22 protein-coding genes and 2 tRNA genes are annotated in these 24,937 nt (G+C 69.3%); 10 read left to right on the forward strand and 14 right to left on the reverse strand.

Going from position 1 to position 24,937, the window contains the following annotated elements; genetic code table 11:
- Nucleotides 1-22 precede the first annotated feature (22 nt).
- The 3 genes from SYV04_RS29075 (at nucleotide 23) to SYV04_RS29085 (ending at nucleotide 3,055) form a co-directional block, all read left to right on the forward strand.
- Nucleotides 23-1,843 (forward strand): bifunctional metallophosphatase/5'-nucleotidase, encoded by a 1,821-nt coding sequence (locus tag SYV04_RS29075; protein ID WP_321549204.1) that lies wholly within the window; start codon nucleotides 23-25, stop codon nucleotides 1,841-1,843.
- Between the two features lie 228 nt (nucleotides 1,844-2,071).
- Nucleotides 2,072-2,527, forward strand: a complete 456-nt coding sequence (locus tag SYV04_RS29080; protein WP_321549205.1) for a hypothetical protein — start codon at nucleotides 2,072-2,074, stop codon at nucleotides 2,525-2,527.
- 141 nt (nucleotides 2,528-2,668) lie between these two features.
- Entirely contained in the window at nucleotides 2,669-3,055 is a 387-nt protein-coding gene (locus SYV04_RS29085) for a VOC family protein (protein ID WP_321549206.1), read from the forward strand.
- 27 nt (nucleotides 3,056-3,082) lie between these two features.
- Here the strand turns inward: SYV04_RS29085 and SYV04_RS29090 are convergent, their stop codons facing one another.
- The 4 genes from SYV04_RS29090 to SYV04_RS29105 all read right to left on the reverse strand — a co-directional run bounded on the left by SYV04_RS29090 (nucleotide 3,083) and on the right by SYV04_RS29105 (nucleotide 8,556).
- The gene (locus SYV04_RS29090) at nucleotides 3,083-5,860 is read right to left on the reverse strand and encodes an Hsp70 family protein (RefSeq protein WP_321549207.1); all 2,778 of its coding nucleotides are present in this window, start codon (nucleotides 5,858-5,860) and stop codon (nucleotides 3,083-3,085) included.
- Nucleotides 5,861-5,885: 25 nt separating this feature from the next.
- Nucleotides 5,886-7,739 carry an Hsp70 family protein gene (locus tag SYV04_RS29095; protein WP_321549208.1) on the reverse strand — a complete coding sequence of 618 codons (1,854 nt, stop codon included), beginning with the start codon at nucleotides 7,737-7,739 and terminating at the stop codon, nucleotides 5,886-5,888.
- A 40-nt stretch (nucleotides 7,740-7,779) separates the two neighbouring features.
- Nucleotides 7,780-8,385, reverse strand: coding sequence for a DUF2760 domain-containing protein (locus SYV04_RS29100; RefSeq protein ID WP_321549209.1), 606 nt, complete (start codon nucleotides 8,383-8,385; stop codon nucleotides 7,780-7,782).
- A gap of 95 nt (nucleotides 8,386-8,480) precedes the next feature.
- Nucleotides 8,481-8,556 (reverse strand) — tRNA-Ala (locus SYV04_RS29105).
- 179 nt (nucleotides 8,557-8,735) lie between these two features.
- Here SYV04_RS29105 and SYV04_RS29110 point away from each other — a divergent pair.
- The 3 genes from SYV04_RS29110 (at nucleotide 8,736) to SYV04_RS29120 (ending at nucleotide 12,984) form a co-directional block, all read left to right on the forward strand.
- Nucleotides 8,736-11,111 (forward strand): tetratricopeptide repeat protein, encoded by a 2,376-nt coding sequence (locus SYV04_RS29110; protein WP_321549210.1) that lies wholly within the window; start codon nucleotides 8,736-8,738, stop codon nucleotides 11,109-11,111.
- A gap of 154 nt (nucleotides 11,112-11,265) precedes the next feature.
- Nucleotides 11,266-12,150, forward strand: a complete 885-nt coding sequence (gene cyoE, locus SYV04_RS29115) for a heme o synthase (RefSeq protein WP_321549211.1) — start codon at nucleotides 11,266-11,268, stop codon at nucleotides 12,148-12,150.
- Nucleotides 12,151-12,171: 21 nt separating this feature from the next.
- On the forward strand, nucleotides 12,172-12,984 hold the full coding sequence (locus SYV04_RS29120; protein WP_321549212.1) for a TonB-dependent receptor: 813 nt from the start codon (nucleotides 12,172-12,174) through the stop codon (nucleotides 12,982-12,984).
- Between the two features lie 7 nt (nucleotides 12,985-12,991).
- Here SYV04_RS29120 and SYV04_RS29125 read toward each other — a convergent pair whose 3' ends face one another.
- Complete coding sequence (locus tag SYV04_RS29125) at nucleotides 12,992-14,194, reverse strand: hypothetical protein (RefSeq protein ID WP_321549213.1); 1,203 nt, start codon at nucleotides 14,192-14,194, stop codon at nucleotides 12,992-12,994.
- Nucleotides 14,195-14,370: 176 nt separating this feature from the next.
- On the opposite strand from SYV04_RS29125, the gene SYV04_RS29130 reads away from it, so the two are divergent.
- A complete protein-coding gene (locus tag SYV04_RS29130) occupies nucleotides 14,371-15,870 on the forward strand; it encodes a lipase maturation factor family protein (RefSeq protein WP_321549214.1) in 1,500 nt (499 codons plus the stop codon).
- Here the strand turns inward: SYV04_RS29130 and SYV04_RS29135 are convergent.
- The 4 genes from SYV04_RS29135 to SYV04_RS29150 are packed head-to-tail and all read right to left on the reverse strand — an operon-like array spanning nucleotide 15,818 to nucleotide 18,588.
- Nucleotides 15,818-17,179 carry a HAMP domain-containing sensor histidine kinase gene (locus SYV04_RS29135; RefSeq protein WP_321549215.1) on the reverse strand — a complete coding sequence of 454 codons (1,362 nt, stop codon included), beginning with the start codon at nucleotides 17,177-17,179 and terminating at the stop codon, nucleotides 15,818-15,820. The genes SYV04_RS29130 and SYV04_RS29135 overlap by 53 nt on opposite strands.
- Nucleotides 17,179-17,859 carry a response regulator transcription factor gene (locus SYV04_RS29140; protein WP_321549216.1) on the reverse strand — a complete coding sequence of 227 codons (681 nt, stop codon included), beginning with the start codon at nucleotides 17,857-17,859 and terminating at the stop codon, nucleotides 17,179-17,181. Before SYV04_RS29140 ends, SYV04_RS29135 begins: the two co-directional genes overlap by 1 nt.
- 15 nt (nucleotides 17,860-17,874) lie before the next feature.
- A complete protein-coding gene (locus tag SYV04_RS29145) occupies nucleotides 17,875-18,057 on the reverse strand; it encodes a hypothetical protein (RefSeq protein ID WP_321549217.1) in 183 nt (60 codons plus the stop codon).
- Nucleotides 18,058-18,096: 39 nt separating this feature from the next.
- Nucleotides 18,097-18,588 carry a periplasmic heavy metal sensor gene (locus SYV04_RS29150; RefSeq protein ID WP_321549218.1) on the reverse strand — a complete coding sequence of 164 codons (492 nt, stop codon included), beginning with the start codon at nucleotides 18,586-18,588 and terminating at the stop codon, nucleotides 18,097-18,099.
- Between the two features lie 270 nt (nucleotides 18,589-18,858).
- Here SYV04_RS29150 and SYV04_RS29155 point away from each other — a divergent pair, with 270 nt between their 5' ends.
- The 3 genes from SYV04_RS29155 (at nucleotide 18,859) to SYV04_RS29165 (ending at nucleotide 19,860) form a co-directional block, all read left to right on the forward strand.
- Nucleotides 18,859-19,062 (forward strand): cold-shock protein, encoded by a 204-nt coding sequence (locus tag SYV04_RS29155; protein ID WP_321549219.1) that lies wholly within the window; start codon nucleotides 18,859-18,861, stop codon nucleotides 19,060-19,062.
- Between the two features lie 100 nt (nucleotides 19,063-19,162).
- Nucleotides 19,163-19,357, forward strand: coding sequence for a hypothetical protein (locus tag SYV04_RS29160; protein WP_321549344.1), 195 nt, complete (start codon nucleotides 19,163-19,165; stop codon nucleotides 19,355-19,357).
- Nucleotides 19,358-19,491: 134 nt separating this feature from the next.
- Nucleotides 19,492-19,860, forward strand: coding sequence for a cupin domain-containing protein (locus SYV04_RS29165; protein WP_321549220.1), 369 nt, complete (start codon nucleotides 19,492-19,494; stop codon nucleotides 19,858-19,860).
- Nucleotides 19,861-20,104: 244 nt separating this feature from the next.
- Here the strand turns inward: SYV04_RS29165 and SYV04_RS29170 are convergent, their stop codons facing one another.
- The 5 genes from SYV04_RS29170 to rpoD all read right to left on the reverse strand — a co-directional run bounded on the left by SYV04_RS29170 (nucleotide 20,105) and on the right by rpoD (nucleotide 24,922).
- Nucleotides 20,105-20,668, reverse strand: coding sequence for an imm11 family protein (locus tag SYV04_RS29170; protein WP_321549221.1), 564 nt, complete (start codon nucleotides 20,666-20,668; stop codon nucleotides 20,105-20,107).
- Nucleotides 20,669-20,677: 9 nt separating this feature from the next.
- Nucleotides 20,678-22,042 carry an AHH domain-containing protein gene (locus SYV04_RS29175; protein WP_321549222.1) on the reverse strand — a complete coding sequence of 455 codons (1,365 nt, stop codon included), beginning with the start codon at nucleotides 22,040-22,042 and terminating at the stop codon, nucleotides 20,678-20,680.
- 222 nt (nucleotides 22,043-22,264) lie between these two features.
- Nucleotides 22,265-22,337, reverse strand: a tRNA-Ile gene (locus tag SYV04_RS29180).
- Between the two features lie 69 nt (nucleotides 22,338-22,406).
- The gene (locus SYV04_RS29185) at nucleotides 22,407-22,703 is read right to left on the reverse strand and encodes an MGMT family protein (RefSeq protein ID WP_321549223.1); all 297 of its coding nucleotides are present in this window, start codon (nucleotides 22,701-22,703) and stop codon (nucleotides 22,407-22,409) included.
- Nucleotides 22,704-22,783: 80 nt separating this feature from the next.
- A complete protein-coding gene (gene rpoD / locus SYV04_RS29190; protein ID WP_321549224.1) occupies nucleotides 22,784-24,922 on the reverse strand; it encodes an RNA polymerase sigma factor RpoD in 2,139 nt (712 codons plus the stop codon).
- Nucleotides 24,923-24,937 lie beyond the last annotated feature (15 nt).

The raw sequence follows: 24,937 nt of genomic DNA on the forward strand, positions 1-24,937 counted from the left end.
CCGCGCTGAAGTGCCCGCCCTCATGCTTCGACTCCCACTCTCCCTCGCGGTGATGGCCCTCGGCGCCTCTGCGTGCCGTAGCGCTCCTCAGACCTCGGAACCCGTAGCGGCCACGGCCGCGCCGGCAGCCCCCGCTGCTCCCCCAGAGCCTCTGCGGCTCACCGTGGTGGGCACGAATGATCTGCACGGCTGGATCGCCCCTCACCGCACCTCCCTCCAGGGAGGCGTGGAGATCCGGGAGGGCGGCGCGGCCACCTTCGCCGGCTACGTCGCCAGGCTGCGCGAGGACAACCCAGGTCGGGTGCTGCTGCTCGATGGCGGCGATCTCTTCCAGGGCACGCTCGCCTCCAACCTCTCCGAGGGTGCCGTCGTTGTCGACGTGTACAACCACCTGGGCTACGCGGCCGCCGCCATCGGCAACCACGAGTTCGACTATGGCCCCGTGGGGCCGTCGCCCGTGCCGACGAAGCCAGGAGATGATCCGCTGGGCGCGCTCAAGGCCCGCCTCCAGCAGGCGCGCTTTCCGATCCTCTCCGCCAACATCCGCGAGGCCGAAGGGGGCCAGCGCCCGGCGTGGCTCGGCAATGACGGCACGCACCTGGTCACCCTCGACGGCGTGAAGGTGGGCATCATCGGGCTGACGACGCCCTCCACCCCGCACACCACCAACCCCACCAACGTGGCCTCGTTGCGCTTCGAGCCCCTCGCCTCGGCGGTTCCCGAGGCTGCTCGGAGCCTGCGCGAGCGCGGCGCGGAGGTGATCCTCGGCGTGGCGCACGCCGGCGGCCGGTGCCCGCGCCTGGAGAACCCCCGGGACACGTCCAGTTGCGACTGGAAGGACGGGGAGATCTACGGGGCCCTCGAGGAGTTGCCCCCGGGCACCCTGGACGCGGTGGTGGCGGGGCACACCCACCAGGTCATGGGCCACTTCATCCACGGCGTGCCGGTCATCGAGACCTCCGGGCTGGGGCGCTCCTTCGGCTACATCGAGCTCTTCGTGGACCCGGTGAGCCGCAAGGTGCTGCAGGAGCGCACGGCCATCCACGCCGCCGTCCCGCTCTGTGTCCAGGTGGACGCGGCAAGCGGTAGCTGTGATGGGCGCAAGCTCCGGGACCAGGCGGAGGTGAAGCTCGTGCCCGCCACCTTCCTCGGCAAGCCCGTGGAGCCGGACGCCACCGTGTCGGCGCTCATCGCCCCGGCGCTCGAGCGCGTGGAGCAGGAGCAGCGCCGCGAGCTGGGGGTCCAGATTCCGGTTCCGCTCAAGCGCAACTACGAGGCCGAGAGCGTGCTCGGAGACTTCCTCGCCGACTCGTTCCGGGAGGCCGTGGGCGCGGACGTGGCGCTGCTGAACCCAGGCGGCCTGCGCGCGGACATCGATGCGGGCCCGCTCACCTTTGGCGATGTGTACGAGGTGCTGCCCTTCGACAACACCGTGGCGTTCGTCACCATGTCGGGCGACGAGCTCAAGCGCCTGCTCCAACTCGTCTATGGCCAGAAGAAGGGCGTCTTCCAGGTCTCCGGGCTGAAGGTGACCCTGGCCCGCTGCCCGGGGCCGGAGCGCTTCCAGGGCGCCACCCTCCCCAACGGTCGCAAGCTGGAGCCCGGCAAGCTCTACCGCGTCGTCATGCCCGACTTCCTGGCCCGGGGCGGGGATGGACTGGGCCCCGCGTTGGATCCGCTCCCCCCCGGGCGGATTGATCTGGGGCTGACACGGCCGGGCACCCTGAGGGATGAGCTGGTCGCGTACTGGCAGGCGCGCAAGAAGCCCATCACCGTCCCCACCCTGGGGCGCATCGCCTACGTGGATCGCGGGGGCGAGTGTCCCGCCACCCCGGCGCGCTGAGGGACCCATACGCCCCGTGAGGTAGGTTCCGGGGCGGATCAACCCCCCGGCAAACTCCCGCAAGTCAGCGAGATTTCAGCGAAATCGCACCGAGGGCCGATTTTTCGGCCTCGGAGCAGTTTTCAACTCCCGATTTCCTCCTTACTCTAGGGCATGCCGCGCTTGGTCGGAGGGCTCTGCTCGAGCCTGGGAGGCCTGGCGCGTGCCGGTAGTCCGGGAGGGATGGACATGCTTTACAAGGTGACCCCGATGATGGCGCCGCCGGCGCCTGAGAAGGCCAAGCCGCGCGAACCGGGGCAGCCGCGCAAGCGGCGCAAGTCGGCCGTCTATGATGCCGAAGGCCATGAGGTGCTCATCTCGCTGATGTGCCTCAAGTGCCGGACGCTCAAGCCGCTGGCCCAGTTCGGCCTGCGGAAGATGGCTGACGGTGCCATCCGCAACCAGCCCTGGTGCCGCGGGTGCCGTTCGGGGGCGGGGACGAAGAAGCCCAAGGGTGGCGCCGCCACCGCCGAGGCGACTCCCGCAACCGAGGAGTCCACGGCCGCTCTCCAGGTGGTGGCCGCCGAGGGCGCGGTTCCTGAGCCGGAAGTGCTCGAGGCCGCGCCGGGTGAGCCCGTGTTCGCCGACGCCGTGATGGACGGCGAGCCCCTGGCGAATTCGGCACCTACGTCGTCCGAGGGCTGATCGCCCCCAGGCCTGAAATCCCCCGAGGTCGGAGCCCGCTCCGACCTGCCGGGAGGGATCTGTTCACGACAGACCAGGCCTCGGATTCGTCGCCATGCCCGTCCGTGGCGCGCATAGGCTGCGCGCCAGGAGGGAGAAACCGTGAGCCGAGTCTACAAGCCCGAGGGGTACGCGAGCGTCTCTGTCTACGTGATGGCGAACGGCGCCCAGCGCGTGATCGACTTCTTGAAGAAGACGTTCGACGCGAAGGACCTGCGCCGCTACGACAATCCCGACGGCACCATCATGCACGCCGAGGTTCGCATCGATGACACGGTGGTGATGATCTCCGATGGCGGCGGCAACTTCCCCGCCTTCCCGGTGTGGCTCCACGTCTACGTGCCGGACGTGGATGCGACGTATCAGCGCGCCCTCGCTGCGGGGGGCATCTCCGTCCAGGAGCCCCAGCAGAAGGGGGACCCCGACCGACGTGGCGGGGTGAAGGATCCGGCGGGGAACACCTGGTGGATCTCCACCCAGGTGGGGTGAGCCGCCCGCTTCCCAGCGGCTCCCGGTCTACATCGAGAGCCGCAAGCCCGCCGGCAGCGTGTCGCCGAGCGCCCGGGCCTCGTCAGCGGCCTCCAGGGCGACCACCTCGTTTACCATCCGCACCCACGTCTCGGCGGCGTTCGCCGCGGTGAGCGCCTGGGCCGTGCGGGCGCGCAGGGCAGGGTCGATGTCCCTCGTGCGGTCGCCAGTAAGCCGCGCCAACTGCGCCGCCGCGAAGGGGGCTCCGTCGATGCGGCGCAGGTCCAACTCCAGGAGCAGTGTGAGCCACGCCTCGGCGGTCGCCACGTCCACCACCTTGTGGCTGCTGCCGTAGAGGGGCACGCGCGCGCCGAGCCGACCGAGCGCCCAAGCCCAGGGGCCTCCGGACTTCGCCTCGGCCTTGAGTCGCGCCGCCACCCAGCCGCCCAGCTTGGCCTTCTCGGCGGCGGGCAGGTGCTCCAGCGAGGCGGCCGCGCGCACCATCTCGTCCAGCCCTTCCGGCTGGATGCCCTTGAGCTTGCCCGGAGGCGGCGGGCCCGGCGGCACACGGCGGGCCAGGTGCGGCTCCAGATAGGCCCAGAGCTTCGCCTGCTGCGCCTCGGTGAGGCCGCCGGCGATGCGCCGCCACATCACCCAGAACTCGATCCACACCGCCTTGTCCGTGTGGAACTGCACCAGCTGGTCGAAGAACCCGAACGTCTGCTCCGCGCGCCAGTGGTCCAGCGGATAGCCGAAGCCGGGGCGCAGCGTGTAGCCGGTGAGGCTGTAGAAGACGCGCTCGTGGTCCTCCGAGCGGCGGCGCTTGCTGGCCCCCGCCAGCAGTGCGCTCCACAGCTCGCGCAGCACGGGCACCCGCCAGCTCTCGCGCGGGCCCAGCACCTTCTCGAGCGTCTTCGACAGCTGCTTCACGTCCTTGGGGCCGATGGGCAGCGGCTTGCTGCCGTAGACGCGCTCCACGTTCTCCTTCGCCTCGGCGAAGCGCGCGGGCATGGACTCGGTGACGGTGATGTCCTGCCCCGCATTCGAGCCGCGCAGCTCGAACTCGAGCCGCCAGCGCTCGTCCGCCACGTTGGAGACGCAGAACAGCTCCAGCGTGCCGATCTCCGTGAGCGCCGCCCGCAGGTGAACGGGCACCTCCGCCGTCTTGCCCGAGGCCCCCTTGAGCAGCGTGTGGATGGGCGGCAGCGGCTTCAGGTCCTCGGCCAGGGGGACGATGTCGCCCGGCTTGTCGATGCGGTCGCTCGTGGTGGAGTACAGGGTGAACTGCACCGGTCGCCCGAGCGTGAGCGTGAAGGGGCGCTCGCCCAGGTCCACCGCCTGGCCCTCCTCGAAGCCTCGGGGGATGAGGCAGAGGACGGGCTGCTCGCCACTGTCGGCGGGGCGCTCCAGGCCCACATAGTAGGCACGTGCCGCGCCGCCACCGATGCGCAGGCCGTGGCCGCGCCGCACCAGCCCGTAGTACGCCGCCCCGCGCGCCACTGCCTTCTCCAGCGAGTCATGGCGCAGCAGGGGGATGCGCGGTGCTCCGGGCCACCACGCGGAGAGCGCGTCCACCAGCCGCTCGGAGATGCGGGGCGAGTTGAAGACGCCACCGTTGAGGAGGATGGCATCGGGGCGGGGCAGGGCGCCCTCGGCGGGAGGTGTCTCCCCGAGCGCCGCGAAGCCCGCCGCCGCGTGCTGGTGGAGGAATGCGGCCAGGTGGCGCGTCACCGCCGCGTCCTGGGCATACGGCAGCCCCAGCTCTTGCAGGGCCATGCGCGCCGCGCGCCGAGGCCGCTCCCCCGGGCTGGACTGCGGGAAGAAGCCATCGAGCACCAGCCCCTCCGCCTCCGCCCGCGATAGCTCGGTGGATAGCGCGCCGCCCAGCAGCCGACTGCCCTCGGCCACCAGAGAGACGCCGTAGCGCTCGGGAGGGTTGGTGCCCAGCAGGGCCTCCTTGGCGGTGCGCGCGGCCTGGATGGCCTGCGTCCACTGCGTAGCGGACAGGCGCCGGCCATCCGAGAAGAGCTTCTCTTCCACCCGACGGGCGAGCGCGGCGTCCATGTTGTCGCCGCCCAGCATCAGGTGGTCGCCCACCGCGAGCCGCCGCAGCATGGGCCCTTCTGGCGAGACGCCCGCGTGGACGAGGGTGAAGTCCGTGGTGCCGCCGCCCACGTCCACCACCAGAACCAGCCGCACATTGGCCAGCACCTGGGCCAGGTCCGTGCGGTGGCGCGCGGTGTAGTCGTAGAAGGCCGCCTGCGGCTCCTCCACGAGGGTGAACTTCTCCAGGCCCGCCTTGCGCGCCGCGCTCACGGTGAGGGCGCGCGCCGCCTCGTCGAAGGAGGCCGGCACGGTGATGACGACCTCCTGCTGGGACAGCGGCATGTCCGGGTGCGCGTGCGCCCACGCCTGGGCCATGTGCGACAGCAACAGGGCGCTGGCCTCCACCGGCGAGAGCTTCGCCACGTCCGGAGGCGCGCCCCACGGGAGGATGGGCGCGGAGCGATCCACGCCCGGGTGGCACAGCCAGCTCTTGGCCGAGGCCACCAGCCGCCCCGGCACCCGCGCGCCCTGCCACCGCGCGAACTCGCCCACCACGTTGGGCCCAGCCTCGCCCCACGGCAGCTTCAGCGACTCGGCGGCCAGCTCATGGCCCGCGGGCACGTACACGCACGAGGGCAACAGCGAGCGTGGGGCCACCTCGCCCTGCCGGACGAGCTGAGGAATGGGGAAATCCTCGATGGGAGCCCCCGAGCCGCGTGCGGGGTCCACGGACGCGACCGCGCAGTGGGTGGTTCCCAGATCGATGCCGACGATGCGCATAAGCCTCCCGTGCCGCCCGCGCTTCTTACTCCTTCATGCGCACGTTGAGCTCCAGCTTCCAGCGCCCCTCGCCACTCTTCTCCAGGCAGCGCAGCTCCAGGGTGCCCACCTCGGTTACCGCCGCCTGCAGGTTCACCGGCGTCAGGTCCCCGTAGGGTTGGGGCTGTCCCGGCAGCGTCGTCTCGATAGGGGCCAGCTCCTCCAGGTCCTCGCGGCCCTCGACGTCGTCCACCATGACGCCCACCTTGTCGTCGCGGCGCACGGACGAGGCGAAGAAGCGGAAGCGGGTGGGCTCGCCGGTGACGAGGCCGAACTCCTGAGGCGGGACGTCCGCCTGGGTGCCCTCCTCCATGCCGAAGGGCGCCACGCACAGCGCCTTCACCGGAGGCTCCATGCCGGGCACCGCGGGCATGGCCGTCTCCACGCCCACGTAGTAGGCGCGGGCGGTGCCGCCACGGATGCGCAGCCCGTGCCCCTGGCGCACCCAGCCGTAGTAGGCCGCGCCGCGCGCCACGGAGAGATCCAGGTCCGCTCCCGCAAGCTCCTCAGCCGGCGCTCCGCCGTCCGCCGTGAGCCAGCCGTTGAGCACCTCCATCACGCGGGACTTGAGCGGGCCCGCCTTGAAGACGCCACCGTTGAAGAGCACGGCGGTGGGGTGGAGGAAGGCCTTGCCGCCCACGTTCACCGGTGCGTCCGCCGAGCTGGTGAGCGCCTGGGCCTGCCGGGTGAGGAACGCGGCCAGGTGCCGGGTGACGCCCGCATCCTGTGCGTACGGCAGCGCCATCTGCGCCAGACCCGTGCGGCGCGCGGTGCGCGGCAGCTCCGTCACCGGCGTGGGCGGGAAGAAGCCATCCGTGAGCAGCCGGTCCAGCTCCTCGCGGGCCAGCTCCGTGCGCAGCGTGCCGCCGATGAGCGACGAGCCTCGGCCCGGAATGGAGATGGGCGCGCGCGCCATCTTCGGATCCGCGTACAGCGTCTCCTTGGCCTGGCGGCATCCGTAGGTCAGGGCGTTGAACTGCCACGGATCCAGCTTCTTGCCCTCGGCGGTCAGCTTCTGGCCCAGCGTGTGCGCCAGCGCCAGGTCCATGTTGTCGCCGCCCAGCAGGATGTGGTCGCCCACTGCCACGCGCACCAGCTCCACCTCGCCCCCACGCTCGCGCACGGTGATGACGGAGAAGTCCGTGGTGCCGCCGCCCACGTCCACCACGAGGATGACCTCGCCAGGCTTCACCTTCTTGCGGAACCCCTCACCCTGGGCCTCCAGCCATGCGTAGAGCGCCGCCTGGGGCTCCTCCAGCAGGGTGATGTTGGGGATGCCAGCGGCCTGGGCGGCCTCCAGCGTCAGCTCGCGCGCCGCCGCATCGAACGAAGCGGGAACGGTGATGATGACGTCCTGAGAGGCCAGGGCGCTGCCGGCCTCCTCGCGCGTGCGGGCAAAGGTGTGGTCCCACGCCTCGCGCAGGTGGCGCAGATAACGCGCCGAGGCCTCCAGCGGCGAGACGCGCTGCACCTCCGGTGGCGCCTGCCACGGCAGCATCGCCGAGCGCCGGTCCACGCCCGGGTGGCTCAGCCAGCTCTTGGCCGAGGACACGAGGCGCGTGGGCACCTTGGCGCCGTGGGAGCGGGCGAACTCACCGACGATGGCGGTGGTGTCCGGCTTCCAGGGCACCCCCAGGCTGCCGGCGGGGAACTCCTGCTCGCTGGGCAGATAGAGGAAGGAGGGCAGCAGTGGCCGCGCCTCCACTGTCCCCGGAGCCGTGAGCTGCGGGATGGGCAGCATGGACTGGGCCGCGCCCCGGGGCCGGGCCTCTTCCAGATTGAAGTACGACACCGCGCAGTGCGTGGTGCCCAGGTCGATGCCGATCGCGTAGCGAGCCATGGGAGGGCGTCAGCTCCTTATAAGGATGAAGAGAGCGGGCTCAGGCGAGCTCGACTTCAGCGGGGGCCAGCACGCGCGGATCCATCGCCGGGCTGACCGAGGGGAACTTCACCTCCGTCGTCACCCACCCGTGGTGCTTGAGTGAGCCGGAGTAGGGCGGCTGGCCGGCGACATTGCCGGTGAGGCGGATGCGCTGCGCGTCGAACCCCACGGGCACCGCGACGCGCGCCCCCTCGGAGTCCGGCAGCACCGGCTGCAGCGTGAGGTACTGGCGCACCACCTTGCGGCACCCCTCGTGGATGATGCGCGCGGCGGCGCCCACCTCCGCGTCCGAGAAGCTGGCCACGTTCTCCTGGAGGAAGTCGATGAGGCGCCCCTCGCGCTGGAGCATGGACATGAGCGCCAGGGCGCTGGCGTGCTCGCGCTCGGGCGGCAAGGCCACCGGCTCGGGCTTCTTCGGCTCGGGCTTGGGCTCGGGCTTGGGCAGCGCGGGCGCGCTCGTGCCGGCACCCAACGTCCCCGCGTCATAGGCCGCACTCAGCGGGTGGACAGCCTGGGCGAAAGGGCGGGAGACCAGCACGCGCCAGAAGCAGAGGAACGCCAGCCAGAGGCGCGCGAAGAACGAAAGCTGAGGCTGTTCGGTCATCGGCCCCGGATAACAAAGCCGGGGGCCTTTGCAATTCGCTTGTGGCCCAAATGCAAAGGGCCTCACTGTCTCCAGTGAGGCCCTCTGGTACTTCCTGGTGGAGGTGACCGGGATCGAACCGGTGACCTTCGCATTGCGAACGCGACGCTCTCCCAACTGAGCTACACCCCCACAACCGGTACTGACGTATATCGCCCTTCGGATCGGTTTGGGGCCGACCGAAGTGGATGCGCGAGATACCGGAGCCCTGGGGTGCTGTCAAGCGACAGCATAGAAGTCGCATTCTCCCATTTGACGCGCATCGACTCGGGTGTCATAAAAACCCTCCTTCTGAGGCGCATCTTCCGGAAATGTCTACCTCTCCCATCAAGACGTTGAGCCCGGCCGAGCTCGCAAAGCTGGAGCACGCTTTCGCCGCCGATCCGTCGTCCGACTCTTACAAGCCGCTCGCCGAGGCCTATCTCGGTATGGGCCGCTTCATGGAGGCGATGGTCGTCTGCAAGAAGGGCATCAAGGCCCATCCCAACGCGGCCGACCCTCGCCTCCTGCTTGCCCGGGTGTACGCCCAGCAAGGCAAGGACAAGAAAGCCATCGAGGAGGCGCAAGGCGCCCTCCAGGTGCAGCCAGCCGACAGGCCGGCCCTGCGCATGCTGGGCGCGCTCCAGCTGAAGACGGGCGAGGCCGAGCCTGGCAAGGCCAACCTCCTGAAGGCGTGGGAGGAGGATCCCGAGGATCCGGAGACGCTCACCCTCCTTCAGCAGTACAAGATCGAGCCTCCCAAGAAGGCCGCGCCCGTGGCCGCCGTGCCCGCGCCGACTCCCGTGGCCGCCGCGCCCGCGCCCCAGTCGCCCGTGGCCGCCGCTCCGGCGTCCACCGCTCCGGTGGCGGCGCCCGTGGCGACCGCGAGCCCCACGCCGGCCCACCGCCCCTCGTCCTCCGGGACGCCGGCGGTTCGCCCGGTGAGCAATCAGCCTCGCGCGGAGACGCAGCCGCGCCCGCAGCCCCGTCGCCCCGTCATCGTCGAGGATGTGGACGACGAGGATGAGGACGAGGCTCCGGGGCGTCGCCGTCCGCAGAAGCCCAACGTCAGCAAGTACATCACCCTGGGCCTGTTCGTGACGCTGCTGGTCTCGGCCATCGGCTACGGCTGGTACGCGAACTGGACGAAGACGCGGAACCGCGAGTTCAAGAAGCACCTGGACGCGGCCACCGAGCAGCTCAAGCACGACTCCTTCGACTCCTACAAGAAGGCGTGCGAGGCGGCCGACAAGGCGCTCGAGGTGCTCCCGGACGCCACCGCCGCGCACGGCTACCTGGCCTACGCCTGGGGCATCCGCTGGGGTGAGCACGGCGGCGGTGACGATGCGCGCCGCAGGGCCGAGGAGCACCTGGAGTCGGCGAAGAAGGGCAACGAGGTCAGCTCGCACCTCTATGCCGCCGAGGCGCTCATCAAGACGTATGGCGGCAAGGGCAAGGAAGGCCTGGCCGAGCTCGAGGGCCGCGTGAAGGCCTTCGACGAGCAGGGCAAGGCCAGCTCGCTGCTGTACCTCACCCTGGGCCTGGTGCAGATGAACGCGGGCGACATGGAGCACGCGCGCGACAACCTGGAGAAGGCGCAGGGCCTGGCGCCGGACGATCCGCGCATCTACGCGAGCCTGGGCGCGGTGTACCGCCGTCTGGGCCAGGACGTGATTGCCTGGCAGAAGTACGACTTCGCGCTGCGCTACGAGAAGGACCACCCCGAGTCGCTGCTGGGCAAGTCGCTGCTGATGCTGGAGCAGGACGCGCCCACCGACGAGGCGTACGCGCTGGCGGCCAAGAACCTCACCAAGCTGCTGGAGGCCGATCCGCCCCCGTCGCCGCGTCAGCTCGCCGCCGCGCAGCTGGCTCGCTCGCTGCTGATCAGCCGCGTCAACGCGGCGCTGGCCACGCGCAAGCCCGAGGAGCAGACGAAGCTGGCGGACGCCACGGGCGTGCCGGTGGACAAGGAGAAGGCGCGCGCGCTGCTGGTGAAGGCCGAGCAGGACGGCTTCGCGCTCGACAAGGCCAACCCCGAGCTGCACCTCATCAAGGGTCGCCGGTTGATGCTGGAAGGCCAGCCGGACACCGCGGCCGAGGAGATTCGCAAGGCCATCAAGATGGACGCCTCGCGCGCCCAGTTCCATGTGGAGCTGGCCAAGGCGCTCATGGCCAAGCAGGGCGGCGAGAAGGAAGCCGCCGAGGCGCTCACCACCGCCCTGAAGACGATGGGCGACAGCCCCAAGCTGGTGGTGATGCTGGGCAACGCCTACCGCCGGCTGGGGGACATGAACCAGGCGCTCACGCAGTACCAGCGCGCGGTGAAGGACCCCAAGGCGAAGAACCCCGAGGCGCGCATGGCCATGGGCACCATCTACCGGGAGCGCTCCGAGTGGGACAAGGCGCAGGAGCACCTGGAGAAGGCCGTGCAGGAGTTCGTCGGCCAGCCGGACCGCGCCGCCGAGGCGCTCACGGAGCTGGGCCGCGTGTACCAGGGCAAGGGTGACGTGGAGAAGTCCGAGGACGCCTTCCGCCGCGCCCTCGAGGCCGACGAGAACTACAGCCCGGCCTACTTCTTCTACGCGTCGGCCCTCAGCAAGGACCGCAAGCAGACGGACAAGGTGCGCATGCTCGCCCAGGAGTACCTGCGGCGGGATCCGAAGGGCGCGCACGCCACGGACGCGCAGCGCCTGGCCTCTGGCGGGTAGTCGCCCCGTTGTCTGCGAAAAGCCGGGCTGATACAGCCGGCTTGCCGCCCAGGCGCGATGGCTGTATGGGAGGGCCGGCCGGGGAGGGGAGGGTGTCCTACCCGGCCTCCACCGCGCCGGCAGCAAGGCTGTCGAGCCCCACCCCGGAGTCTGCGTGAGCGCGCGTGCCGTGTCCCTGTCGACGACCGCGTCAGACCTGATGTCCCTCACCAAGCCTCGGCTCTCGAGCCTGGTGCTGGCCACCACCGCGGGAGGCGTGTGGCTGGCGCCGGGAGAGCTGAGCATCGCCCGGGTGCTGGTGACGCTGCTGTCCACCGCGGGCACCGTGGGCGCGGCCAACTCGCTCAACTGCTACCTGGAGCGCCGGAGCGACCGCTTCATGGCGCGCACGCAGAACCGCCCGTTGCCCTCCGGGCGTATGGAGCCGGGCGTGGCGCTGGGGTTTGGCCTGGCGCTGGCGGGCGTGTCGCTGCCGGCCCTGGCCCTGGGCGCCAACCTGCTCACCGCGGGCCTGGGCCTGTTGGCGCTGCTGAGCTACGTGCTCGTCTATACGCCGCTCAAGGCGCGCACCTCGGCGGCCATGCTGGTGGGCGCGGTGCCCGGAGCGCTGCCGCCGCTCATGGGGTGGACGGCGGTGACGGGACAGGTGGACAGCGCCGGCTTCGTCCTCTTCTCCATCCTCTTCCTGTGGCAGATCCCCCACTTCCTGGCGATAGCCCTGTTCCGCAAGGAGGAGTATGCGGCGGCGGGGCTCAAGTCGGTGCCCATCGAGCGCGGGGATGAGTCCAGCCGGGCCCAGCTGGTGCTGTACCTGGTGGCGCTGGTGCCGATGACGATGCTGCCCTACCAGCTCCACATCGCCGGCGGGTGGTACCTGGGCGTGGCGGCGCTGCTGGGGCTGGCCTTCCTGGCGATGGGGGCGTGGGGGTTCTTCCGGCAGCTGGGAAAACCCTGGGCGCGGCAGACGTTCTTCTTCTCGCTGCTGTACCTCACCGGCCTGTTCGCCGCGTTGATGCTCGACAGCCAGGCAAACGGCTAGTCCACTTTGAGGAGTCCCGACATGAAGCTGCGCACGCTTGGCCTCGCCCTGTTCGGGGCGGCGGGACTGGGAGTCCTGCCGGCCTGCACGAAGGATGAAGCGCCCCCTCCGCCGGCCACCCCTCCGGCCAGCGCCAGCGCCACCGGCGAGGCCGCGAAGCCCGCCCCCGCGGCGCCGGCGCCCGTGGCCGTCTCCGGGCGTGGCACCGTGCGCGGCGTGGTGAAGTTCACCGGCCAGCCGCCCGCCATGGCCGACATCGCCCCCAGCTCGGATCCGGCCTGTGAGGGCATGGTGCTCAAGGAGCAGGCGGTGCTGGTGAAGGACGGCAAGCTCCAGAACGTGCTGGTGCGCGTGCGTGGCGCGGTGCCGGGAGCTCCCGCGGCGCCCACCGAGCCTGTCGTGGTGGACCAGTCGAAGTGTACCTACCTGCCGCGCGTGCAGGGGGCGGTGTCCGGCCAGGCCCTCCTGGTGAAGAACAGCGACGGGACGATGCACAACGTGCGCGGCATGGCGGGCACCCGGGCCCTCTTCAACCTGGCCCAGCCGCCCTCGGCGCCGCCGGTGACCAAGCCGATGCCCGGCGAGGTGGAGCTGCTGCAGCTCAAGTGCGATGTCCACGCGTGGATGCGGGGCTACATCTCCGTGAGCCCGCACCCGTACTTCGCCACCACGGGCGAGGACGGCGCCTTCTCCATGGAGGGCGTGCCCGAGGGGACGTACACGCTCGAGGCCTGGCACGAGACGTTCGGCACGAAGACGGCGGAAGTCACCGTGAAGAAGGAGGCCGTGAGCGAGGCCGCCTTCGAGTTCACCGCGACCGACAAGGCGCTCTGAGCGCGGGTTAGCGCTGGGAGCGCTCGGACAGCAGCCGCATGTTGAGCGCCCCGTTGCCGAAGAACTGGGTGCTCTGCCCGACGGAGTGACTCTCCAGCCGGTACTGGAGATAAGCGTCGTAGCGGCCGAGCTTCATGAAGCCGTCGGTGAACCAGCCGATCCCGGTCCCCGAGCCGTCGACGTAGTCCGAGTACTTGCCGGACTTGGGCCAGATGACCGAGTCGAACGTCGCGGTGAACCGGCGGATGTCATCCTCCGTCCACTCCATTTTCGCGTCGTGCGCTTCGACGATGAAGGCCATGACCCCGTTGCCGTGGGCCACGTCCTGGCCGGGCCGGGCCTCCTCGCCCCAGACGTGGCTCCAGAAGTAGGCCTCCGGGTTGACGCGGCTCGTCCGTAGCTGGTCTCGCAGCGAAGAGGCGGTGTTGGGCATGTGCCGGTTGATGTTGTTGAAGACGCTCAGGTAGGTGGCCTTCCGGGTGGGGTCCGAAGTCATGAGCGACAGGTCCATCGCGATGGCGGCCCAGTGCGCCGCCATGTGCGTGCGGTCCCGATAGATGTAGGCGTCCGCGCCGCGCCGGTACCACTTCTCGAAGATGTGCAGCTCCGAGAACGCCAGCAGCCGGTCGTACTGCGAGCGGTACCGAGTGTTGGTGTACAGCGCGGGCGTCTCACGGATGACGCGCAGCAGGCGCGTTACATAGCGCCAGCAGTAGCTCTCGAAGAGGGGGACCTCCTCCCCCGCGGACTTCGGGAGCTGTGTCTTCCAGCCCCGGTACGCGTCGTTGAAGTTGCTGCGCAGGGTCGACGAGGGATCCGCGCTGCCGACCATGTTGTTGACGTAGAGCAGGGCCCGGTCGAGGTACGGCGTCTTCCCCGTGGCCCGGTACATGGCGGTGTTGCCGTCGATGGCGTAGGCGAGGTTGTAGAACTCCCAGCTGTCGTCCGAGGTGCTCATGGGCAGGTAGTCGGAGGTGTGGCTGCTGCCCCAGATGTTGAGGAACAGCTCTTCCCACTCCCCGACGGAGCGGAGCTTGCCGACCAGGGCGGGTGGGGCCCGGTCGTACGTGCCCGGTGGAGGGCGCAGGTCCTCGGGCAGCAGCTCTTCCCCGGAGTCGTCCGGGGCGCAGGCCACCGCGAGCATGAGCGGGAGGAACAGGACGGAGGACATCGCGAGGCCCTGGGTGCGGTGATGATTGAAGTCCAACATCGGAGGTGCCTTGGAAGGAGGATCCAGCCGGGTCCGGACGCGGCGCCTCGGGGGAGACGCAAGGTCCGTTGACGGTCGCGGCCAACGTGTACCCAACCCTTCATTTCGGCCATCGAACCAAAGGGCTGTTGTTCGACGCCCTGCCGCGTTCAGGATTCCGGCGCATGAGTAGCCCAATGGGAGAGAGAAGGAGCCTCGCGCGGGTGCGGTGGGTGTACCTGCGCGGGCTCGGGCTCGTCTTCTGCCTGGCCTTCGCCTCGCTGCTGCCGCAGCTGTCGGGGCTGCTGGGCCCCGAGGGGTTGGAGCCCGCGGCCGGGTGGCTCGAGTGGGGAAGGGTGGAGCTCGGCGCCGAGCGCTTCCTGCGGGTGCCGACACTGCTGTGGCTCTTCGGCGCGAGCTCGCTCGCCCTCCAGGGCGTGTGCGTGGCGGGGCTGGTGTGCGGAGGGCTGCTCGTGGCGAACGTGGCGCCGCGCTGGGCGCTGGTGGGGGCGTGGGCCTGCTACCTGTCGCTCACCTCCCTGGGAGGCTCCTTCCTCAGCTTCCAGTGGGATGTGTTGTTGCTGGAGGTCGCGCTCGTCTCTCTGCCGCTGGCGCCCGGCCACCTGCGGCCGCCCGGGAGCGTGGAGGAACCCCGTCGAGGGGCCATGCTGCTCGTGCGCCTGTTGCTGGCGCGGCTGATGTTCATGTCCGGCGTGGTGAAGCTCGTCAGTGGGGATGCGACGTGGCGCAACCTCACGGCGCTCGAGTTCCACTACTGGACCCAGCCGCTGCCCAACGCTTTCGCGTACTTCGTCCATCAGCTGCCGGCGGCCCTCCAGCGGGCGAGCGTGGCGGGGATGCTCGCCATCGAGCTGGGGGCGCCGCTGTTCCTCTTCGCTCCGAGGCCTTTCCGACTCGCGGCGGGCGCGGCGCTCGCGTTGCTGCAAGTGGGCATCCTCGCCACGGGCAACTACGGGTTCTTCAACCTGTTGAGCCTCGTGCTGTGTCTCTCCGCGCTCGATGACGGCGTGCTGGCGCGCTGGCGCGTCTTCCAGCGGCTCACGACCGTGCCGGCCCCACCGCCGCGCCATCCTCGCGCGAGGGCGGTGGCCTTCGTGGGCTTCGCGGCCGTGTATGCCCTCCTTGGGTTGTCGCTCGATGTGGAGCGCGGGGCCAAAGTAACGCCGCCGGCGCCGGTGTCGTGGACCCTCGACCAGATCGCCGGCCTGCGAAGCGTCAACACCTACGGCCTCTTCGCGGTGATGACGACGGAGCGGCGGGAGATTCTCATCGAGGGCAGTGACGACGGGCAGACGTGGCGCGAGTACCTGCTGAAGTGGCGGCCCGGGTCCGTGGACGAGATGCCCCGCTTCGTGGCGCCCCACCAGCCTCGGCTCGACTGGCAGATGTGGTTCGCCGCGCTCTCCGTCTGCGAGAACAACCCCTGGCTCCTGCGCCTCCAGCAGAAGCTCCTCGAAGGCGCTCCTGGCGTTCGCGGCTTCTTCCGCGAGGGCTCCTTCCCAGCCTCACCGCCGCGCTACGTGCGCACGCGCCTCTTCGACTACCACTTCACGGACTTCGCCCAGTGGCGGGCCACGGGAGACTGGTGGACTCGGCGCGAGCTGGGGCTGTACTGCCCGCCGCTCACGCTGTCCCAGGGCCGGCTAATGCGGGCGGACCGGCCCGCTGGACGCTGAAGCCCACGCGCGCCCCGCCGCCGGGACGGTTCTCCGCGAAGGCCTCGCCGCCATGGGCCCGGGCAATCCGCTGTACCAGCGCCAGCCCCAGCCCCAGCGAGCCCGCCTCGCGCGCCTCGCCGCCCCGGTCCTTCCGGTAGAAGGGCGCGAAGATGCGCGTCTCCTCGCCGGGCTGAAGTCCCGGACCCCGGTCGTCCACGCAGAAGGCCAGCAGGCCCTCGTGTTCGATGATGCGCAGCGCCTCCGCGCCCGTGCCATGCCGCCGCGCGTTGTCCAGGAGGTTGGCGAGCGCCCGGCCCAGCAGCGTGGCGTCGCCCACCAGCGCCGTGTCCGAGGCCTCCGCCGACAGCAGCTCGGCCGGCAGCCCGGTCCGCTCCAGGGCGCGGGCTCCCAGCTCCTTGGCGTCCAGGGGGCGAGGCGTCACCTGGCCGAAGTCCAGCCGGGAGCTGGCGAGCAGCTCGCCCACCAGCGCATCCAGCTCCACCACCTCGCGGTCCACGTTGTCCAAGGTCTTCGGATCACCGCCCCCGTCGCGGAGGATCTCCGTGAGGACGCGCATGCGGGCCAGCGGGGTGCGCAGCTCATGGGACACGGCGGCGAGCAGCTCGCGCTGATCCGCCATCTGACGCTCGATGCGCGCGGCCATGTCGTTGAACGCCTCGGCGAGCACGCCCATCTCTCCGCTGGCACCCCTGCCGAGCTTCACGCGCGTCTCCAGCTTTCCCGCGCCGAGTGCGCTGGCGGCACGCACCAGGTCATCCATGGGCCGCGTCAGCCGTCGGGCGATGGCACCCGAGGCCATCCACAGCACCGCGCCACCCAGCATCAGGGGCAGGATGCTGCGCCACGGGTTCCGGGGGCGGGTGCGCCAGTAGCAGGCCCGCACTTGGCCCAGCCGAGTGCCCTCCCGCACCACGGGAACGGACAGGTCCGGCCGCTCGCAGGGCTCGCCGGTGCGGATCAGCAGTGCATCGGATGGGTCCCTCAGCTCCAGGTCCACGTCCATGTCGCGCGAGATGCCCTGCACGAGCGCGTCGCGCCGCTCGGGGACGTCCCACACCTCGGCGAAGCGGTTGCTGGCGAAGGTGCGCGCCCGCTCCATCTCCTGGCGCCAGGTGGAGCCACCCACCAGGTTCATCACCGTGGCCACCAGCAGGCCCGTGACGAGGATGGACAGCCCGAACAGGATGAAGATGCGCCGGTGCAGGCGCGCGCGGATGTAGTGGCCCAGGCGGGTCATTCGCCAGGGGCCATGCGGGTGGCGCATGTGCCTCATGCGCCCGGGCCCGCCACGGAAGTGCGGGTGCATCAGGGGCCCTCTTTGGCGAAGACGTAGCCCACGCCGCGCACCGTCTTGATGAGGCGTGAGCCCTCATCGCCCAGCTTCTGTCGCAAGTGGGAGATGTGGACGTCCACGGTGCGCTCGTTCACCACGGTGTCACCGCGCCCCGCCTCGCCCAGCAGCGCGTCGCGCGGGATGACGCGGCCCGCGCGCCGCACCAGCGCCACGAGCAGATCGAACTCCAGGCCGGTGAGCTCCACCAGCTTGCCACTCACGCGCACCTCGCGGCCGGACACGTCGATGGAGACGCCGCTGGACTCCAGCCGGTCGGCCACGGCGGTGGGCTGGGCGCGTCGCAGCACGGCCCGGAGCCTTGCCAGCAGCTCACGCGGGCTGAAGGGCTTGGCGAGGTAGTCGTCCGCGCCGAGCTCCAGGCCCACCACGCGGTCGGTCTCATCGCCTCGGGCGGTGAGCATGAGGATGGGAATCTGGCGCTTGGCCCGGATGCGCTTGCACACCTCCAGGCCGTCCATGCCCGGCATCATGATGTCCAGGAGCACGGCGTCATAGGCGTTGGCCTCCAGCGCGGCCAGGCCGCGTCCTCCGTCGGGCGCGTGGGCCACCGTGATGCCGTTCTGCCCGAGGTACTGCGCGAGCAGCTCGTACATCCGGGTGTCATCGTCGATGAGGAGGACGCGGGTCGCCATGGCAGGCACGGGACTCTAGCGCGGGCCCGGGGGCGCGGGGGCTTCGGCGCTGCCGGAGCAGGGAGGGCACTGGTGGGGCGTGCGCGCCTCCATCCAGGCGCGGCGGCAGTGCGAGCGGTAGCGAAGGCTGGCGATGCCGGAGGCGTAGCCTCCGACGGTACCCAGGGCGAGCAGGACAATGAGGATTCGACGACGCATGGGGATGTCTCCTGGAAGGTTTCGTTGGGTGACGAGGGCTCAGCAGTTCCGGTACCCGCCGCGCCAGCCGCCGCAGCCGCCGCCATGGCCCCGGTAGCCGTAGCCCCAGCCGTGCTCGATGAGGTCCGCCAGCTCGCGGCGCTGGCGCGGATCCAGCGCCTCGTGGATCTGCGACATCGAGGTGCGCAGCGTCTCGCGCAGGTTCTCGATGAGCGCGTCATGGCGCGCGTTCACCTCGCGCATGCTGCTGGAGTCGAACTGCTCACCGCGCAGCGCCTGGGCGATGGCGGTCCGAGAGGGGCCCAGCTCATCCTTCAGCTTCGCGAAGGCCTCGGTGAGTTCATCCGCCGCCTTGACGAAGACCTTCTCCTGGCCGGGTGAGGTGTCCAGCCGTTCGAAGAGCCAGCGCATGTTGCCGCGCATGCCCCAGCGGCCGCCGCCCCGGCCGTGGTGGCGGTGCCGCCAGGGGCCTCCGCGCAGGGTGTAGAAGAGGCCGGCCAGGCACGCGGTACCGAAGAGGAATCCGAACATGTTCTGCTCCTTGAGGAGAGCGGGCGACCGAGCGCCCGTTCATCGTGTTTGCGAAGCAGAAGGTAGAGAGCGGGTGTGAAGGGCGTTCCGCGTCCCCGGTGAAGAAGTGTGAAGGGGTGGACCGGGTGGTCCGAAAAGGAATGGTGGGGGGACGTAAGGGGTTACAATCTCGGCGCCCGGGTGGTACAGGGGCGGTGCCGTGGCGATTGTCCGCTGCGGCGACGGCGGCCTGGCATTCTGGGCCGTGACTCAGCAGAAAGAAGAAGAGCAATGGCAACTGGTACTGTGAAGTGGTTCAACGATTCCAAGGGCTTCGGCTTCATCGCGCAGGAGGGCGGCGAGGATGTGTTCTGCCACCACACCGCGATCCAGGCTGACGGCTTCCGGACGCTCGCCGAGGGGCAGCGTGTGGAGTTCGACGTGAAGCGCGGCCCCAAGGGCCTCCAGGCAGAGAACGTTCGCGTTATCGGCTGATAACCGGCACTCTCCGGCCTTACTTTACCGAGGCCCGGCCCTCCCGAAGGGCTGGGCCTCTTGTTTTCTATCGACGCAGCGCCGCTCAAAGGAGGGCACCGTGCCGCAACATCCCGGAATGTCGAAGCGCCAGAAGGAACTGGCCCGCAAAGAGAAGAACAAGGAGAAGGACGCTCGGCGCGAGCAGCGCAAGAAGGAGAAGTCCGAGCGCGTCACGCAGCCCGGTCAGGAGGGGGTCGATCCGGACATCGCCGGCATCATCCCCGGACCGCAGCCGCTGCCTGAGGGGTTCTAAAGGTCGAGCCCCTGCTCCCTTCCTCCGAGGAGGGAGCAGCCGGGCACCCTTCGCCGTACCTTTCCTCCCGCCTTCCTTACCTTCCCATCGAGTGCGTTCAGCAGACGACACCGTGACCGGGAAGGAGACGAGGTATGGGGGACACCAGCGTCAAGAAGGTTGAAGCACGCCACTCTCCCCGAGGGGAGATGGGGCAGAAGTACCTCGCCTCGGGCATCCGCGTGTCCATGAGGTTGTGGGAGGACGAGCAGCCGGGCGAGCCCAAGCCCGCCGTCGCGCGTGAGTACGAGACGGTAGGGTACGTGCTGAAGGGCCGCGCGGAGCTGCACCTCGAGGGGCAGGTGCTGCTGCTCAACCCCGGTGACTCCTGGCTCGTCCCGAGAGGCGCCAGCCACACCTACAAGATCCTCGAGCCATTCAGCGCGGTAGAGGCCACCAGCCCGGTGGCGACCGTGCATGGGCGCGACGAGGAGGAGCCCTCGAAGTCTCCAGCGCGGGCCTGAGAAGGCCCGGCGGAGGCACGAGGGAAGGGGAGTGGGCCCTCCTGGATTCGAACCAGGGACCCATTGGTTATGAGCCGGGTGGGTTGGCAAGGGCTCGCAGCCCTTGGCACCGGTTCGCAACCTGCGGAAAAGACGGGTGCGCCTCAGAGGCGGGAGACGTCGGCGGTTAGCACCGTTTCCACGGCTTCGATTGGCCGTGGTGCGGCCGGTGGTGCCGCTCCTCACCGTGCGCGAGGTAGCGGAGTTAGACCTCGTCGAACCTCGTTCCTGTGGCGCCCATGCGCTCCAGTGCGTCCTTGATCTCCTCGGACACGATGAGCACGACCGTCCAACCCTCAGGACGAAACACCTTGGCGCTTCCCACTTTGGTCTTGTCGATGCGCATGTCACGCACGGAGAAGTACTTACCGACCATCTCTGGAGTCCCGGTTTCGTGGGTCCAGAGCTGAATCCGAGACGCCTGTTCGTCGATACAGCGGATGACGCGTGTGGCCACGAGGATGAGGTACTGATCCGGTTGACCCTCGACATCCACTGGGATCAGTTGCACATCATCCGGAGCCAGCTCCGCGAACATGGACGCGACCCGGACATGAACTACCGGGACGCCGACGTTCGCTTCCGTGAAGTCCAAGGGTGTGCCCGTGATCTCGACGGGTATTTTCAAGCGTTCCTGGATTGGGGCGGGTGCCCCAATCGTGAACTGCGCATCGTTCACTTTGAGGCCCTGACTGTTCGTCGGCGTGTCCAAGTGCCAGCGACGCGGGACATACACATCGTCGGCGAGTTTAAAAAATCGCTTGGGCATGGGCTCCCCTTAGCGCGGGTGCCGCCGGGTGACGAGTTGGTTCAGTTCTGCTCCCGGTGTGGAGATCTCCTTCGCTAGAGCCTTGAGAGCCAGGGTCAGCTTCTCGCGGCAATCCACGACGCCGCGGCAGGTCTGTGTTGCCGAGTTCAGTATCTCATGGACGACCTCGTGATACCGCTGGGGGTGCGGCCCGTAGTGTCCCTGGAGAGGCATCTTGTTCGCTGGGTCCTCCATCGACATTCCCGCCTTGGCGAAGATCGCCCGGAACCTCGGCGTCCACGGCCCCCCGCGCGAGGTGTCCTTGTCGTTGCAGACAGTGGCAATGTGGTGCTTTTCGATGCAGGGGCTCGTGCCTCCACTGCCACGGGACCCCATCGTCATCGCGGTGCCGGCCACCGCCACGCTCACGCCCTCGGCGCTGAGCGCAATCTCCTCCACCGCGCTCAGGGCGGACACCGAGAGTCTGGCCGTGCCCTCGGCCTGCGCGGCCACCTGCGCTGAGCCGGGCAGCGCTGGCACCTTCGTCGCGAACAGCTTCGCCGTCGAGCCAATCGCGGCCATCAGGAGCATGGCGAACGCTCGGGCTGCCTCTCGCCCGAGAATTCTGCCGAAGCGCTCGCCCGCCTCGCGGATCTGCTCGAAGGTGGTCGCCACCTTCACCTCGTCCATCAACCGGAGCCAGCCGGAGGCGAGGTTGAGGAGCGTGTCGACGCCCACATACAGAATCAGCCCCACGCCGATTACCGCCACCAGCGCCGGAGCCACGGGGTTGAGCGCCAGGATCAGCAGCATGGAACCCAACGTCCACAGGACCGTTTGGATGAGCGCGTGGACTTCCACCATCTCGCCCAGCGCTTTCTTCATCTCGTCCAGCACGGGGCTCTTGCTCAGGGCCAGCGCCCAGATGTAGCGGCCGTGCATGTCCAGGTAGCGCCCTGCCACCAGCGCGCCCCCGAGACAGTCGCCGTAGAAGTTGTGAATGCGCTGGCACCAGAGCCGGTAGCGCTCCGCCGTCTCCAGGTCCTCCTTCGTCAACGCCCCTTCCAGCGGCTCGCCCGGCCCCAGCGGCACCAGCTTCTGGTCCTTCTCCAGCCAGAGGTAGTTGCCGAACTGCGGGTCCATCTGAAACATCTTCTCCACGGTCTGGCGCGGGGTGCCTGATAGCCGTGCTTCGCGGGCAAGGCGCCTCAGTGCCCGCTGGAACTCCTCTTGCTCTAGCTTGACGGGTTGTAGGTCAGCGGTGCGGGGCAGGTAGACGACGGCTCTTCCCTGGCCGATGTCCTCCACGCGGGGGACCTTGGGGATGCTGCTGCACCCGACGAGCAACACCAGGAACAGCGCTTCGGCCTTCCACAGAATCCGCCACGCCAACATGTGCCACCCCTTCTTGAGCGGAAGGGAGCAGGGTAGAGGGTTGCCTCGGGGAAGAGGAGGAGCCGCCGGGTGGCTCTGGTTCTTCTGCCGTGAGGGGGTAGCCTCGCCCATGTCACCGCCGACCCGCATGGTGCGCCGGTGGTGCAGCGCCTGGAGAATGCCGCGCCTCCCACCCCAACGCCCCGGGGGAAAATCCCGAGGCGAGGGGAGGGGGACTGCAAGTGGGCCCTCCTGGATTCGAACCAGGGACCAATCGGTTATGAGCCGACAGCTCTGACCGCTGAGCTAAGGGCCCTGACAGAGACACAACGCCAGGCGACGGGTTGAGTATCCCGTCGCCCGTGTTTCTGACAAGGGGCTGCCATCATGGCTGGACGCGGAAGTGATCGCCCTGCCTCTTTACCCGTACGCCCTCGGCCTCCAGTCGCCGGGCCTGCTCGTGCGCCACCGCTGGCGCCAGCGTCCGGTCCGCGCGGATGACGCGCCACCAGGGCACGTTCTGCAACGTCTTCAGCTCCCGCCCCACGCCGCGCGCCGCCCCCGGCTTGCCCGCGTAGAGGGCCACCTGCGCGTACGAGCGCACCTCGCCACGCGGAATGGCACGCACCGCTTTGCGCACCGCCTCGGTGAAGGGCAGGGGAGTCGTCGTCTTCTTGGGCACGCGCCGGACTCTAGAAACGACGAAGCCCCCGGTCCACAGTGGGACGCGGGGGCCTCGAATGCCTCAAGGGCTCAGGCGGCTCAGCTCTCCACGAAGGAGCGCAGGCGCTTGGAGCGGCTGGGGTGGCGCAGCTTGCGCAGCGCCTTGGCCTCGATCTGGCGGATGCGCTCGCGCGTCACCTCGAAGTCCTGACCCACCTCCTCCAGCGTGTGGTCGCTCTTCTCGCCGATGCCGAAGCGCATGCGCAGCACCTTCTCCTCGCGCGGCGTCAGCGTGGCCAGCACCTTGCGGGTCTGCTCCGCCAGGTTCATGTTGATGACCGCGTCCGAGGGCGACACGAGGCTCTTGTCCTCGATGAAGTCGCCCAGGTGGCTGTCCTCTTCCTCGCCGATCGGCGTCTCCAGGGAGATGGGCTCCTTGGCGATCTTCAGGACCTTGCGCACCTTGTCGAGCGGCAGCTCCATCTTCTCGGCGATCTCCTCGGGCGTCGGCTCGCGGCCGATCTCCTGCACGAGGTAGCGGCTGGTGCGGATGAGCTTGTTGATCGTCTCGATCATATGCACCGGGATGCGGATGGTGCGGGCCTGATCGGCGATCGCGCGCGTAATGGCCTGACGAATCCACCACGTGGCGTACGTGGAGAACTTGTAGCCGCGCTTGTACTCGAACTTGTCCACCGCCTTCATCAGGCCGATGTTGCCCTCCTGGATGAGGTCCAGGAACTGCAGGCCGCGGTTGGTGTACTTCTTGGCGATCGACACCACCAGGCGCAGGTTGGCCTCCACCAGCTCGCTCTTGGCGCGCTCGGCGCGACGCTCACCCAGGCGGATGGCGTCGTAGTTGCGACGCAGCGCCTCGACGGGGAGGTTGGCCTCCTCCTCGACCTTCTTGATCTTGCGCACGGCGGTGCGCACGTCGCGGTCCAGCGCCTCGAGCTGCTCGGGGGTGAAGTTCAGCTGCTTCTGGAGCTTCTTGGCGGTGTTGGGGTTCTCGCGCGCCTCCTTCAGCTGAGGGCGCAGCTCCTTCATGTTCACGCCGTTGCGACGCTCCAGGTCGCGCAGCTCCTCCTCGGCCTTGTCCACGCGCTCGATGAGCTGCTTGAGGTTCAGGACGATGCGGTCCACCTGCTTCTTGTTGAGCCGCATCTCCTCCAGGACCTCCATCATCTTGGTCCGAAGGTCCTTCACCTCCTGCTTCACTTCCTTCTTCTTCACATCGGTGAGCTTCTTCTTGCCGGAGAGGTCCTCCTCCAGCACCTCGCAGTCCTTGGCGAACTTGCGGAAGCGCTCGATCTGCTTGCTGATCTGCTCGATCTTGTTGAGCTCGCTTTGCGCCAGCTGCTGCGGCTGGTCACCCTCGGCGCCCTCCTCGGGAGTGTCCTCGGCGCCCTCGGCCTGAGCCTCCTCGGGCGCGTCCTTGATGACGTCGCGCACGCGCAGCTTGCCCGTCTTCAGCCTGTTGGCGATGTCGAGGATGTCGGCCACGGCCACGCGGCAGGCCAGCATCGCGCGCAGCACTTCCTTCTCGCCCTCTTCGATGCGCTTGGCGATCTCCACCTCACCCTCGCGGGTGAGCAGGCTCACGCTGCCCATCTTGCGCAGGTACAGGCGCACCGGGTCGTTCGACTTGCCACCCGGCTCGTCGTCCTCGTCCTGCTCCTCCTCGTCGGCGTCCTGCTTGCTCTCCTCCTCGACGGCGACGGTGGGCTTGATCTCGTTGGACTGGGCGGCCTTCTGCGCGTCGACGATCTCGATGTCGTTGTCGCCGAACATGCTCATCACGTCGTCGATCTGATCCGACGACACGATGTCCGCGGGCAGCGCGTCATTCACCTCGTCATAGGTGAGGAAGCCCTTCTCGCGACCAGCGGCCAGCAGGTCCTTGACCTCCTTGCGCTCGGCGATGGCCTCTTCCTCGACTTCGTCCTCGACGGCGTCGGGATCAACCTCGACGGCGGCGGCAGCCTCCTCCGCGGCCTCCTCGGGATCCACGTCATCGCCCGTGGCCTCGGTGACGGCCTTGCGCTTCTTGAGCTTCTCGATGGCCTTCTCAGTGGCCTCCGCGCTCGCGGCCGCCTCTTCCGCTGCAGCAGCCGCGGCCTTGGCTCCCTTCGCCGCCGCGGCACTGTCCGCCGGGCCCTTCTTCTTGCGGATCGTCGGTTCCACCTTCTTCTTGGTGGGCTTCACGGCGGACCCCTTCGCGGGCTTCTGCGTCGGCATTCGGGTACTTCTCCT

Source organism: Hyalangium ruber, assembly GCF_034259325.1.
Lineage (GTDB): Bacteria > Myxococcota > Myxococcia > Myxococcales > Myxococcaceae > Hyalangium_A > Hyalangium_A rubrum.